We start from the raw sequence: 13,661 nt of genomic DNA on the forward strand, positions 1-13,661 counted from the left end.
CTGGGACCAGGCACTGGCGCGACAGGACGCCGCCAGCGCCGGTATCGCCGCACGCCACGAGCAGGCCTTGGCTACCCACGTCGCAGACGTACAGCGCCATGCGAGCCAGTTGCTGGACGCCATCGGCCACTCCCACGTCGCCGTACAGCAAGCGCTGGCGTCGCAGGACGAGGCGCGTCTGGCCATCTGGGCGGAAAGGCTGGCCGCCACCGGCGCCTCGCTGCAGGCGCAATGGGAACAGGCCGGCGCGCAGACCGTCCGCCTGCAGCAGGACATCGGCGATGCACTGGCACGCACGTCGCACGAGATCACCGCCCAGGCCCAGGCGCATGCCACGCAGACCATCGCCGAGATCTCACAGCTGGTGCAGGCGGCTTCGGAAGCCCCGCGCGCCGCCGCCGACGTCATCGCCGAGCTTCGCCAGACGCTGTCCGACAGCATGGTGCGCGACACCGCCATGCTGCAGGAACGCAACCAGCTGATGGAAACGCTGCAGACGCTGCTCGATGCGGTGAACCACGCCTCCACCGAGCAGCGCGGCGCCATCGATGCCCTGGTCGCCACTTCGGCCGACCTCCTCGATCGCGTCGGCACCCGCTTCACCGATCGTGTCGAAGCCGAAGCGGACAAACTCGGCGGCATCGCCGCCCAGATTGCCGCGGGCGCCACCGAAGTGGCCAGCCTGGGCGACGCGCTCGGCACCGCCGTGCAGCGGTTCGGCCAGTCCAACGAAGCGTTGCTGGATCGCCTGCAGGGCATCGAAGGCGCGCTCGACCGGTCGCTGGCGCGCAGCGACGACCAACTGGCCTATTACGTGGCGCAGGCGCGCGAAGTCATCGATCTCAGCCTGGCCGCACAGCGGCAGATCACTCTCGACCTGCAGCAGTTGGGCGGCGCACAGCCGGCGGAAGCCGCGTGAGCGTCGAAACCGGAGACGACGCCGACCTCGGCGCGCCCGTCTGGGCGAGCTTCGGCGACCTGATGTCGGTGCTGCTGGGCGCCTTCGTACTCGTGCTGGTCGGCGTGATCGCCGTGCAGGCGCAGTTGTCGCAACGGCTGGACGAGGAAGTGCGCCGGCGCGAGCTGGAGGCCCAGCAGCGCAAGGCGCTGGAAGAGGCACTTGCGGAACCGCTGGCCGAGGGGCGCGTCACGCTGGTAGACGGCCGCATCGGTATCCGCGGCAACGTGCTCTTCGCCCTGAACTCGGACCAGTTGCAGCCGGAGGGGCGCGAACTGCTGAAGGGGCTTGCGGCACCGCTTGCGGGCTACCTGCGTACGCGCGACGAAATCCTGATGGTCAGCGGGTTCACCGACGATCGCCAGGTCAGCGGCAACAACCGCCAGTTCGCCGACAACTGGGAACTGTCGGCACAGCGGTCGCTGACGGTCACCCGCACGCTGATCGCCGAGGGCGTGCCCTCTGGATCGGTATTCGCCGCCGCCTTCGGTGCGGAACAACCGGTGAGCGCCAACGACAGCGACGAAGGCCGCGCGCGCAACCGCCGCGTGGAGATCGCCCCGATCCCCCGCCCCCCCAAGCGCGACGTCGCCCCGCATGGACGGTGACGCGCTCTCCGCGCCGGCCCGGTTGCAGGCGTGGCGCATGCGCGGCGCCGAACGCATGGACCCCATGCGTTTCGCCTTCATCGATGCGCTCGCCTCGCGTGCCCGTGCGCACGAAGGCGAAGCCCGCCGCCTGCTCGATGCACGGCTGTCGGATCTGATCGCGTCCTACGCCGACGACCTCGATGCCTGGTCGCCGCGCGCGGCCACCGCACGCATGCGGGATGATGGCGCGCGTGCACTGCGGACGCTCGCGGCTGCCCTGCAACAGCGCACGCCGATCGCCTGCGCCGACGCGCCTTCACCGGGCCAGGCGCCCCCCGTACTCGACGAAGCCCGCCGCCTGTGGACACGCGTGCGCACGGACAGCCAGCTGCGCGCCACGCTCGACGACCTGCCTGCCGATGCCGGCCCGCTCAACTCGGCCACCCTTGTCCACCGCGCCCTGCATCTGATGCGCGACGTTTCTCCGGACTACGTGCAGCACTTCATCGCTTATGCCGACACCCTGTCGTCGTTGGAGCAGATGCAGCACGCACTCGCCGCGCTGACGCCTGGCGTTGCCGAAGGCGCCAAGCCCGCCGGCCGCAGTCGAACCCGGAAGCGCCGCGCCTGAGGGTGTCATCCGGTGTGAAGCGCGACGAACGACCGGCGTCGCGCCATCGCCCCTGACGTCGCGCGCACGGCATGTCCAGGCTGAGAATGCGGCTACTGCGCGGCCTCTGCATACAGCAGATACCGCTGCCGCAGCCTCTCGAACTGCCGGAGCTCCGGCGTCCAGCGGGCCTCGATCGCTTCGATGGCATCGCCGCGCAGGATCGCCTCGCGCAGCCACGGCACGCCGGACAGCCGGTCGAAGAATGGCGGGTCGCCGGACAAGAAGGCGAAATCCTTCGGATGCTGCTCGTGCAACGCCTTCAGCACCGCAATGCCCGTGCGCACGGGGCGGAAGGCAGCGCGGTCGGTGATGTGCACCTGTACCCCGCCGCATGCCAGGCCCGCATGCTTCGAGAACGAGGGCGTGAACCAGGCGGCACGGAAACGCGCACCCGGCAGTCGCAGGGCGTTGAGGCGGTCGGCGAGCGCGCGTGCATCCACCCACGGCGCACCCAGCATTTCGAACGGACGCGTGGTGCCCCGCCCTTCCGACACGTTGGTGCCTTCCAGCAGGCCCAGGCCGGGATAGACGAGCGCCGTGTCCGGCGTCGGCATGTTCGGCGACGGCGGTACCCAGGGCAGCGCCTCGCGCAGCGGCTCCTCGCCGCGCCGCCACCCCTCCATCGCCACGACATGCAGGTCCGCGCCGATACCGAATTCGGTGTTGAACAGCAGGGCCAGTTCGCCCAGCGTCATGCCGTGGCGCAGCGGAATCGGGAACAGGCCGACGAACGAGGCCAGCGAGGGATCCAGGACCGGCCCCTCCACCCGCAGGCCTCCAAGGGGGTCGGGACGGTCGGCCACGACGACCGGGATGCCGCCGCGCTTCGCCGCCCGCATCACCCCCGCCAGCGTGTAGGGATAGGTATAGAAGCGCGTGCCCACGTCCTGGATGTCGAACACGATCACGTCGATGCCGGCCAGCATCGCCGCCGTCGGCTCACGGTGTTCGCCATACAGGCTGTGCACCGGCAGGCCGGTACCGGGGTCGCGCGACGAGGCGACCTTGTCGCCCGCCTGTACATCGCCACGCACGCCATGCTCGGGGCCGAACAGGGCGACCAGTGCGACGTCGGGATGGGCGGCAAGACGATCGATGTCGCTGCGCAAGTGGCGGTCCACGCCGGTGGCGTTGGTCACCAGGGCCACCCGCTTGCCGCGCAACAGGTCCAGCCGCTGTTCCAGCAGCACGTCGATGCCGAGCCGAGGAAGCGCATCGTCGCCGGCCAGCGCGACCGCACCGGGCGCCGCGCAGGCCAGGCACAGCAGCGCCCGCACGGCGAAGGTGCGGGACGCGCGCAGTGCAGCGTGCAGCGGACGACGGAACCGGGCCATAGTGTCATCACCGTTTGCTATCGTTGTCACGACGATAGCAGCCTACGTCGGGCGCCGCGCGAAAGTCGCCGGTACCGACGCCGTCTTCCGTTGTCAGTGAGGGATCCGATGTCCCGTACGGCGAAATGCATCATGCGCAGCATGTCTTTCCTTGTCATGGCCGGCGTGCTGGCCCCCGCAGCATCGCAGTCCGCACCGAACAGGCTCGGCGTGGCGCCCTCGGCGCAGTCGCAGGATTTCGTGGCGAACAAGCAGCAGTTCCAGCTGCATAGCCTGCTCACCGAACAGCGGCATCCGCGCAGCGTCGACCTGAGCACGCGCATCGCCGCCGACACCGCGGATGGCCTCGCCTCGCTGCTGGCGGTGGACGAAGACATCGCGCTTGCGCTGCAGGGAGTGGCCGACGAGCCTGCCCGGCTGGCGACCCTGGAAGCCGCATCGCGCGAGATCACCCGCGCGCTGCGGGAAGGCCATCGCTTGTACTTCTACGGTACCGGTTCGACGGGACGCCTGGCCGAAACCATCGAGAGCGGCCTCTGGCGCCCGTTCTGGCAACGCACAGCCCGCTCGCCCGTCATGGCGAAGATCGAGGCCCGCTATCGGGGCCTGGGCGAGCGCGTGCGCGGCGAGATCACCGGTGGCGACCGCGCCCTGATCGCATCGCTGGAAGGCTTCGAGGACATCCCGGAGATCGGCCGCCTGCAGTTGCAGGACAACGACATCCGGCCCGGCGACCTGGTCTTCGCCGTCACCGAAGGGGGCGAAACCTCCGCCGTGATCGGCACCGCGCTGGCGGCCGCCGACCAGGCCGGCGCCGACGCACGACGCACCTGGTTCGTCTACAACAATCCCGATGCGGTACTGCGGCCGTTCGAACGCAGCCGCCGCGTGCTGGACGATCCGCGGATCACCAAGATCCCGTTGCCGACCGGACCCCAGGCGATCACCGGGTCCACGCGCATGCAGGCCACCACCACCAGCCTGTATGTGCTGGGCGTGGTACTCGAAGATGCGACGCGTGCGTTGCTGCGCGACGTACTTTCGCCCGGCGAACTCGCCTCGCTCGGCTTCAACGATGCCGGCATCGGCGAGCGCCTGCGCGGCTTCGCCACGCTGCAGCAGACCGCCGCGGCCGCCGCGCCGAAACTCGCCGCCTGGACCGACCGCGAAGCCCAGAGCTATGCGAACGGCCGACGTGCGACCTACCTGGCCACGCGCGCACTCATGCCGGTGTTCGTCGATGTGACCGAACGGGCGCCGACCTTCCGGCTCGGCCCGCTCGATCCGGTGAACGCGACCGAGCGCCGCTCCTGGATCCAGGTATGGACGCCCGCGACCGATGGCGCACAGGCGTGGCAGGCGTTGCTGCACCGGCCATTCCACGGCCTCGACAAGGCGCTGTACCTTCCGCCGTTCGAGCACGGCATACACGATCCGTATCTGCGGGAAGCCGCGTTGCGGGGGCTGGCCAACGCGGGAGACGAGCAGCAGGCGCTCTACGATCTGTCGTATTCACCGGCCAACATGCAGCGCAATGCACCGGCGGCGGGCGATTCCGGTGCGCTGATCCTGCTGGGCGACGAACCGCACGCGCAGGCGAACAGCCGATGGCTCGACGCCGCCGCAGCGGCCGGCGCCGAGCTGGTGCTGGTGTCCGTGTCGGCGCGGCCGCTCGCACCGGACGTGCTGCGCGATCTTGACGCCCTGCCCGGTGACGTTCCGGTGATCGCAGTGACGGTGCCGCAGCGCGATGCGTTCGAGCTCAACCAGACCATCGCGCTGAAGATGCTGCTCAATGCGCACTCCACCGGCGTGATGGCCAAGCGCGGACGCGTGGTCGGCAACACGATGACCAGCGTGCAGCCCGGCAATCTGAAGCTGATCGGCCGCGCAACGTGGCTGATCCTGTCGCACGTCAACGCAGTGCTTGAGACTCCCGCGTGGCGCGCCGCGCATGGCATCACGGCACCCCTGACCTATGCGGAAGCCAATGCCGTGCTGTTCGATGCCATCGAGCAGCGCCGCAACGTAGCGGGCGCTGGGGGACTGCCGGAAGTTGAACTGTCGGTCGTGGCGACTCTCGAGGCGCTGAAGCGCGGTGCACCGGTCGACTGGACAGACGCAGCGACGCGACTGCGCGCGGACGGCCTGAACCGCTACCTTGCGGGCTACGCAGCGCCATGACGTCGAACGTGCGCATCGCATCGCCGATGAGGTAGGAAAACCCTGATTTTTCATGAACACGGGGCGTAACGCCCCCGCGTGTGTCCGTCGCACCCATGACGCGGCGTTGTTCCTGGTGCAGGAGGGATCCTCAGCCAACCAGCCAAGGACAGCACCATGCCCATCATCGATACACCACTCACGATAGAAAACCTGCGTCACCTGGAACTGCGCGAACGCTTCCGCGACGACTGGCGCATCAACCCCGAGATCTACTGGCCGTTCCTCCGTCCCTGCACCGTCAAGCTGCTGCTGGTCGCCGATGGCGGCCTGGACTTCTCCGAAGGCGATTTCGGCCTGTCCACCTTCGTGCGCTCGCTGCTTGCCATGCCGGGACGCCATGCACGCTTCGAGATCACGCTGGCGCATATCAACAGCGTGGCCGGCAGCCAGCTGATGTCCGCCGAAACACGCATCGCCCAGCGCATCCCGTCCTTCAAGTTCGACAATGCCGCGCATTTCGGCACCGCCATGTACGACGCGGTCTTCCTGTTCGGCATCAGCACCGGCTACGGCGGCACCCGTGGCGCCGGGTATCCGTCGGATCGATTGTCCGACAACGAGCTGCGCGCGTTGACGCAGTTCATGAATGCCGGCGGGGGCGTGTTCGCCACCGGCGACCACGGCGCGCTGGGCAAGGCGCTGTGCCATGCGATCCCGCGCGCCCGCGGCATGCGCCGCTGGGAATCCACGAGCGGCGGCGAAGACGAAGTCAGCATGGCCGGGCCTCGTCGCAACGACACCAACCGGCCGCCGGGCGTGTCTTCCTTCGAAGACCAGTCCGACGATGTGCCACAGACCATCCAGCCGCGCATGTACTCGCGGCGCAACGGGCTGTTCCGCTACACCTACCCGCACCCGCTGCTGTGCGGCCCGCGCGGCGTGATCCGCGTGATGCCCGATCATCCCCACGAAGGCGAATGCCTCGAGCCGACGTCGACGGGCGCGAACCTCAACTTCGGTGGTGCACTGGGCGCGGAGTATCCCGCCGCCACCGACGGCGGCCCGCGCCCCCTGCCCGAGCTTGTCTCCTGGAACAGCGTGCTCGGCGGCACGCGTTCCGGCGGAAAGCAGCCGACCCAGTCGCAGACCTTCGGCGGCATCTGCGCCTACGACGGCCACCGCGCCGGCATCGGCCGCGTGGTCACCGATGCGACCTGGCACCACTTCGTCAACGTCAACCTGATCGGCCTGTTCAACGACAGCGGCCTGACGCCCGGGAATGTGTGGCGCAACGGCTTCCTGTCGTCGGCCAGCGGGCAGGCGCATTTCGAGGAGATCAAGTCCTACTACCGCAACCTCGCGGTGTGGTTGTCGCGGCCCGAGCGCATCCGCTGCATGAACTCGCGCCTGTACTGGACGCTGCTGTGGGACGAACGCGTGATGGAAGCGGTACTGACCACGACCGACATTCCGCTGGCCAAGCTCGACCTGGGCGCAATCCGCCTGATCGGCCAGCATGCGCGCGACGTGCTTGGTCGCTTCGCTGGCCGTTGCCAGGGCGTCCGGCTTGCGCTCGACCTGCTGTACGAACGCCTGCCGCCGCTGATCCCCGAGATCGATCCGTGGTGGCCCGAACCGGATCCGCTGCGGGAGAAGTTCGATGGCGTGGAATGGCTGGATGGCACGCAGTTGTTCGACATCGCCATCGGCAGCGCGCTGGTGGCCCTGCGCGAAGCCTTCCCGGAGCCCGACGAGAAGACGGTGCGCAAGCTGGAAGGCGATCAGATCGAGAAGGTGCTTCGGGAAGGTGCGCATGCCGGCCTGCAGCGCGCGATGGAGTCCATGGTCGCGTCGGCGGAGCTGCTGGCCTCGGTGTCGAAGATCACCGCGGCGCAGAAGCCGCGCAAGAAGCGCTGAGCGGGAACGCGGGACATCGGCCGATGCCGGTGTCCCGCGGTTGGATCAGGACTTGTCGCGGGCGCGGGCGAACGCCGCGGCCAGCGCGTTGTCCGCCGGTGCAGCGGTGGTTTTCGCGGGTGCCGGCCCACGCCGCGGGTCGCGCGGATTGCCTCGGTCCGGTCCGCGTGGCGGACGCGGGTCACTGTTGCGGGCCTCGCGCGGCGCCTGCGGCGCGGGCGCGTCGTCCAGGCGGCGGGTCAGCGCGATGCGCTTGCGGGCCACATCGACCTCCAGCACCTTGACCTTGACGATATCGCCCGCCTTCACCACCTCGCGCGGGTCCTTCACGTAGCGGTCGGCAAGCGCCGAGATATGGATCAGGCCGTCCTGGTGCACGCCGATGTCGACGAACGCACCGAACGCAGCCACGTTGCTGACCACGCCTTCCAGGATCATGCCCTCGCGCAGGTCCTTGATGTCCTCCACGCCGTCCGCGAAGCGCGCTGCCTTGAATTCGGGACGCGGATCGCGACCGGGCTTCTCCAGCTCCTTCAGGATGTCGCGAATGGTCGGTACGCCGAATTTCTCGTCGGTGTACTGGTCGGGCTTCACTCCGCGCAGGAAGACGATGTCGCCCACGATCTGCTTCACCTGCCGGCCGCTGCCGGCCAGGATGCGCTCCACCACCGGATAGGCTTCCGGATGCACGGACGAGGCATCCAGCGGTTCGTCGCCATCGGCGATGCGCAGGAAGCCGGCGCACTGCTCGAAGGTCTTCTCGCCCAGGCGTGGCACGCCGAGCAGCGCCTTGCGCGTGCGGAACGCACCATGCTCGTCGCGAAAGCGCACGATGTTCTCCGCCACCGTCGACGACAGCCCGGACACGCGCGTCAGCAGCGCGGCCGAGGCGGTGTTCACGTCCACGCCCACGGCGTTCACGCAGTCCTCCACCCGCGCATCGAGAGCGCGCGCCAGGCGGAACTGGTCCACGTCATGCTGGTACTGGCCCACGCCAATGGCCTTGGGCTCGATCTTCACCAGCTCCGCGAGCGGATCCTGCAGACGGCGCGCGATCGACACCGCACCGCGGATGCTGACATCGAGATCGGGGAATTCCTTCGACGCGAACTCCGATGCCGAGTACACCGACGCCCCCGCCTCGCTGACGACGATCTTGTCCATCTTCAGTTCCGGCGCCTGCTTGATCAGGTCGCCCGCGAGCTTGTCGGTTTCGCGGCTGGCGGTGCCGTTGCCGATCGCGATCAGGTCCACCTTGTGCTTGGCGCACAGCGCACGCAGCACGTGCAGCGATTGATCCCACTGGCGCTTGGGTTCGTGCGGATAGATGGTGGCGTGGTCGACCAGCTTGCCGGTGCGGTCCACCACCGCGACCTTCACGCCGGTGCGCAGGCCCGGGTCGAGGCCGAGCACGGCCTTCGGCCCCGCAGGCGCGGCCAGCAGCAGGTCCTTCAGGTTGTCGCCGAACACCGCAATGGCCTCGGCTTCGGCCTTCTCGCGCGCCTGGTTGAACAGGTCCAGCAGCAGGTGCATGTGCAGCTTGGCGCGCCACGTCAGGCGGCAGGCATCCAGCAACCACTTGTCGGCGGCGCGGCCCTGCGCCGACACGCCGGCATGCACGGCCACGCGTCCTTCGGCTTGCAGGTGGCCCGCCTCGGCCTCCATGCCGGGGTCGAGATCGAGCAACAGGATCTCTTCACGACGCGCACGGAACAGCGCGAGCAGGCGGTGCGAGGGGATCTTCGCCAGCGACTCGGCGTGGTCGAAATAGTCGCGGTACTTCGCGCCTTCGTTCTCCTTGCCTTGCGCGACCTTGGCGCGGATGACGCCGACATCGGTCATCCAATGGCGCAGTTCACCGACCAACGCGGCGTTCTCGCCCCAGCGCTCCATCAGGATGGCGCGCGCGCCGTCGAGGGCGGCCTTGGCGTCGGCCACGCCTTTCTCGGCGTCGACGTAGGCGGCAGCGGCGGTCTCCGGCACCTGGGTGGGATCGGCAAGCAGGCCGTCGGCGAGCGGCTCCAGGCCGGCTTCGCGCGCGATCTGCGCGCGCGTGCGGCGCTTGGGCTTGTATGGCAGGTAGAGATCTTCCAGGCGTGCCTTGCTGTCGGCGCCTTCGATCKCGGCGCGCAGYTCGKSSGTSAGCTTGCCCTGCTCGTCGATGCTCGCGAGCACAGCGGCGCGACGGTCTTCCAGCTCACGCAGGTAGGTCAGGCGCACTTCGAGGTTGCGCAACTGGGTGTCGTCGAGCCCCCCGGTGACTTCCTTGCGATAACGGGCGATGAAGGGCACGGTGGCACCTTCGTCGAGCAGCGCGATGGCGGCCTTGGCCTGCGCGGTCAGGGCGCCGATCTCGGCGGCGATGGTGGCGGCGATGTGCTGGGCGATCTGGGGATTGCGGTCTTGCATTGCGTCCGTACTGGAAAACCCGATGCACCGGGTGGGATCCGGATTGTGGCAACGGATGGCCGCTCGGGAAACGGGTTGACACGCGCGCCCGATGCGGGCTGACGGACGGGGCGTCGCTGGCTATGCTCGGACACCCCGCAAGGACCCCTGCCCATGCGCACGCTGTATCCCGAGATCGCGCCGTACCGCACGCACCGGCTTGCCGTCGATGCCCTGCACACGCTCCATGTGGAGGAATGCGGGAATCCGGATGGCATCCCCGTGATCTTCCTGCACGGCGGACCGGGCGCAGGCCTGTCGCCGGTGCATCGGCGCTTCTTCGATCCCACGCGCTACCGCATCGTCCTGTTCGACCAGCGCGGTACCGGCCGGTAGACGCCGTTCGGCGAGCTGCGCGACAACACCACCGCACACCTGGTCGCGGACATCGAGGCCGTGCGTGCGCTCGCGGGAATCGAGCGCTGGCTGGTATTCGGCGGCTCGTGGGGTTCGACGCTGGCGCTGGCCTACTCGCAGGCGCACCCCGCGCGTGCGACCGGGGTGATCGTGCGCGGCGTCTACCTGGGCCGCGAGGAGGAAAACCGCTGGTTCAACGAGGCCGACGGCGGGGCGCGYTGGGTGTTTCCGGAACGCTGGGCGCTCTACGAGGCGCATATCCCGGCGGGCGAGCGTGGCACGATGATCGAAGCGTACTGGCGTCGCATGGACGATCCCGACGCGGCCATCGCCATGGCCGCCGCACAGGCGTGGCTGGGCTGGGAAGACGGTGCGGCCACGCTGCTGCACGAGCCGGATGCCACGTCGGACGAAGATCCCGCCAGGGTCCTGGCCAAGGCGCGGATCGAAGCGCATTACTTCCGCCACAACGCCTTTCTCGCGCACGGACAATTGCTACGCGACATCGACCGCATCCGCCACCTGCCCGGTGTGATCGTCCAGGGCCGCTACGACATCATCTGCCCGCCGCGCAGTGCCTGGGACCTCGCACAGGCCTGGCCTGAAGCACGCCTGGAGATGGTGCTGGCCGGCCACGGCGCCACCGAGCCGGCGATCACCGATGCGCTGGTTCGCGCAACGGATGCGTTCGCGGATCGCTGAAACGAAGACGGGCCGCGCAAAGGCGGCCCGTCGGACAGGCGAGATGCAAACGTGCTTACGAACGGACCGGCAGCACGCGGACCTCGACGCGACGGTTCGCGGCACGACCTGCATCGGTATCGTTGCTGGCGATGGGATAGCGCTTGCCCATGCCGACGATCTCGAAACGCTCGCGCTGCAGGCCCTGGCCGATCAGATAGTTGCCCACCGCCGCTGCACGCTGTTCGGACAGGCGCTGGTTCACGGCCTCGGAGCCGATGCTGTCGGTATGGCCGCTGACTTCCACGATCGTCTGGTTGTACTCGCGCAGCGTGGCCGCCACGTTGTTGAGCGCAGGATAGAACTGCGACTTCAGGTCGGCCTTGCCGAAGTCGAAGGTCACGCCATCCGGCAGGTTGAGCTTGATGACGTCGCCATCGCGGCTGACATCGATGCCGGTACCGGCGGTCTGGCGGCGCAGTTCGGCTTCCTGGCGGTCCTGGTAGGCGCCGATGGAGCCGCCCGCGATGCCGCCGATGCCCGCGCCGACCAGGGCGCGCTGACGACGCTCGGTGGCATCGCCACCACTGAGCAGGCCTGCGACGGCACCGATGCCGGCGCCGATCAGTGCGCCATTGCGGGTGCGGTTGGGATCGTTCGGATCATTGGTCTGGCCGGTGTAGCTGGCGCAGCCGCCCAGCATCGTCACGGTGAGCGCCGCGAGGGCGCCGGTCTTGAGCATCGCGTTCATGGGTATCTCCTGGGTGGCATGCGGATGGAACGGGGCGCAAGCCTAACCAGCGAAATGTTTACATCACGCGATTTGCGCCCTGTTCATTCAGGTGCCGGCGGGGATCAGTCGACCAACGCCTGGGCCGCCGGGGCATCCAGCGTCTGCTCCCAGTCCCCCATCAACGACAGATAGAGCAGCTTGTCGAATTCCGGACCGAATCGGCGGATGACCGCATCGGGGTCCGGAATCAGCTTGGCATCGGCGATCAGCCCGAAATGCACCCGGCCGTTGTAGCTCAGGATCGAAATGCCCAGACCGATGGACCCCGTCTGCGGCACCCAGAACATCATGTCCCGCAGGCGAGCGCCCCCCATGTACAACGGCTGCTGCGGGCCGGGCACATTGGTCGCCACGGCCGTTGCCTTGCGCGAGAACAACTCGAGCGCCACGCCCTGAATGGCCGCCGGCGCCATGCCCAGTGCCGCAAGAAGGCCAAAGGCAACAATGGCTTGCCGTGAATTCTTGAGGTCGCGCATGCACTCGGCGACCCGCTCGAGACGGCGGATCGGGTTGTCCTCGCCCACGGGCAGGTCCAGGAACACCAGGCCGAAGTGGTTGCCCAGCTTGCGGGCGTGCTCCAGCGGACGCAGGTTCACCGGTACGGTGGCGCGCAGGGTGACGCCATCGAGCTGTTCGCCGCGCTCCAGCATGTAGCTGCGCAGGGCGCCGGCGGCGGCCGCCATCAATACGTCGTTGACCGTGCAGTCGCAGGYGCGCCCGACCGCCTTCACTTCCTCCAGGTCCAGCGGTTCCGCCCACGCGACCCGCTTGCTGACGCCAAGCTTGCCGCGCAGCAGCGTGGGTGGATCGTCAGACAGCGACAGCGCATGCAGCAGCTCGCGACCGATCTCGCCGCCCTCCTTCGCCAGCATGGTCGCCAGCGTCGGGTCCTGCATCATCTCCATGCCCTTGCCCAGCACCTTGCCGCCGATCTGCACGTAACGGTCGATGGCGCCGACGCGGCGCACGACCTCCGCGCCGTCCTTCTTCAGCCAGGCCGAACGCAGGTCCTTGCCCGTGTCGGGCTTGCGGCTGGTATCGGTGAGCGACAACAGCACCTGCACCAGCGCGATGCCATCGGCGTAGCTGTGATGGATGCGGGCCACCAGTGCGGAGCCGGTGCCGTAGCGCTCGATCAGGTGGAACTGCCAGAGCGGTTTGGTCTTGTCGAGCGGCGTCGATGCCATCTGGCTGGTGAAGCGCTCGAGGRCCTTCTTCTCCGACTTCGGATCGTGCCGACCCGGCAGGGCCGAAATGCGCACGTGCCAGTCGAGATCGAAGTCCGGGTCGGTCAGCCACGAAGCGCCTGCAGGCGTATCGACCGCCTTCTGCAGGAAGCGCGGATAGGCGAGGAAGCGCTTCTTGATTACCTGCTTCAGCCGATCCAGTGTCATCGGCTCATCGAACATAAGCACGCCGGTGATCATCATCGGATTTGTCGGCCGGCACATCCGCAACCAGGCGGTGTCCACCCGCGACATCGGCTCGCGACGCGGCTTCGCCGACGCCTTTTTCGTGGCCATGCGTGCCCTCCTCTCCCGCGCCGAGTGAAGCATGCGGCGGCGAAAGGCGTCAACGCGGCTCAGTCACCGGTCTTGCGGTATGCAGCCAGTGCGCCGTCGCGCCCGGCGGCCAGGTCCACGATGGGATGGCGCGGGTACCCGCGGCCGCGCTTGGCCAGCAACTCGGGGGTCTGCCACGGCGCGAAGCGCGCAGGTACGGGGATGTCGGCCAGTTCCGGCAC

General features: G+C 68.5%; 8 protein-coding genes and 3 pseudogenes. 6 read left to right on the forward strand and 5 right to left on the reverse strand.

The window, feature by feature from the left end:
- From AC04L7_RS03875 to AC04L7_RS03885, 3 genes and pseudogenes are all read left to right on the forward strand, one after another.
- Positions 1–919 (forward strand): annotated as a pseudogene (locus AC04L7_RS03875) (DUF802 domain-containing protein); the annotation flags it as partial.
- Complete coding sequence (locus tag AC04L7_RS03880) at positions 916–1,566, forward strand: OmpA family protein (protein WP_296280707.1); 651 nt, start codon at positions 916–918, stop codon at positions 1,564–1,566. The pseudogene AC04L7_RS03875 and the gene AC04L7_RS03880, both read left to right, overlap by 4 nt.
- On the forward strand, positions 1,556–2,179 hold the full coding sequence (locus tag AC04L7_RS03885; RefSeq protein ID WP_435998312.1) for a DUF2894 domain-containing protein: 624 nt from the start codon (positions 1,556–1,558) through the stop codon (positions 2,177–2,179). The genes AC04L7_RS03880 and AC04L7_RS03885 overlap by 11 nt, the downstream gene beginning before the upstream one ends.
- Before the next feature lie 92 nt (positions 2,180–2,271).
- On the opposite strand, the gene AC04L7_RS03890 is transcribed toward AC04L7_RS03885, so the two are convergent.
- Entirely contained in the window at positions 2,272–3,555 is a 1,284-nt protein-coding gene (locus AC04L7_RS03890; RefSeq protein ID WP_435998310.1) for an exo-beta-N-acetylmuramidase NamZ family protein, read from the reverse strand.
- 141 nt (positions 3,556–3,696) lie between these two features.
- Here AC04L7_RS03890 and AC04L7_RS03895 point away from each other — a divergent pair, with 141 nt between their 5' ends.
- Both AC04L7_RS03895 and AC04L7_RS03900 read left to right on the forward strand, forming a co-directional pair.
- On the forward strand, positions 3,697–5,739 hold the full coding sequence (locus AC04L7_RS03895) for an N-acetylmuramic acid 6-phosphate etherase family protein (protein WP_435998308.1): 2,043 nt from the start codon (positions 3,697–3,699) through the stop codon (positions 5,737–5,739).
- A gap of 156 nt (positions 5,740–5,895) precedes the next feature.
- Positions 5,896–7,638, forward strand: a complete 1,743-nt coding sequence (locus AC04L7_RS03900; RefSeq protein ID WP_435998306.1) for a hypothetical protein — start codon at positions 5,896–5,898, stop codon at positions 7,636–7,638.
- A gap of 45 nt (positions 7,639–7,683) precedes the next feature.
- On the opposite strand, the gene AC04L7_RS03905 is transcribed toward AC04L7_RS03900, so the two are convergent.
- Positions 7,684–10,047 carry a Tex family protein gene (locus AC04L7_RS03905; protein WP_475512549.1) on the reverse strand — a complete coding sequence of 788 codons (2,364 nt, stop codon included), beginning with the start codon at positions 10,045–10,047 and terminating at the stop codon, positions 7,684–7,686.
- 153 nt (positions 10,048–10,200) lie between these two features.
- Here AC04L7_RS03905 and pip point away from each other — a divergent pair.
- A pseudogene (gene pip / locus AC04L7_RS03910) lies at positions 10,201–11,145 on the forward strand (prolyl aminopeptidase).
- Positions 11,146–11,200: 55 nt separating this feature from the next.
- Here pip and AC04L7_RS03915 read toward each other — a convergent pair.
- From AC04L7_RS03915 to AC04L7_RS03925, 3 genes and pseudogenes are all read right to left on the reverse strand, one after another.
- Positions 11,201–11,875, reverse strand: a complete 675-nt coding sequence (locus AC04L7_RS03915; protein ID WP_435998302.1) for a YiaD family glycine zipper/OmpA-like lipoprotein — start codon at positions 11,873–11,875, stop codon at positions 11,201–11,203.
- A gap of 104 nt (positions 11,876–11,979) precedes the next feature.
- Positions 11,980–13,440, reverse strand: coding sequence for a WS/DGAT/MGAT family O-acyltransferase (locus AC04L7_RS03920; protein ID WP_475512550.1), 1,461 nt, complete (start codon positions 13,438–13,440; stop codon positions 11,980–11,982).
- A 59-nt stretch (positions 13,441–13,499) separates the two neighbouring features.
- Positions 13,500–13,661 (reverse strand): annotated as a pseudogene (locus tag AC04L7_RS03925) (deoxyribodipyrimidine photo-lyase); the annotation flags it as partial.

The sequence above is a fragment of the Pseudoxanthomonas sp. LjRoot204_2 genome (genome assembly GCF_056175765.1).

Excerpts from the sequence above, each read along its gene's own strand:
- AC04L7_RS03885 (WP_435998312.1), top strand. The coding sequence starts at position 1,556 with ATGGACGGTGACGCGCTCTCCGCGCCGGCCCGGTTGCAGGCGTGGCGC.
- AC04L7_RS03890 (WP_435998310.1), bottom strand. The coding sequence starts at position 3,555 with ATGGCCCGGTTCCGTCGTCCGCTGCACGCTGCACTGCGCGCGTCCCGC.
- AC04L7_RS03895 (WP_435998308.1), top strand. The coding sequence starts at position 3,697 with ATGTCTTTCCTTGTCATGGCCGGCGTGCTGGCCCCCGCAGCATCGCAG.
- AC04L7_RS03900 (WP_435998306.1), top strand. The coding sequence starts at position 5,896 with ATGCCCATCATCGATACACCACTCACGATAGAAAACCTGCGTCACCTG.
- AC04L7_RS03915 (WP_435998302.1), bottom strand. The coding sequence starts at position 11,875 with ATGAACGCGATGCTCAAGACCGGCGCCCTCGCGGCGCTCACCGTGACG.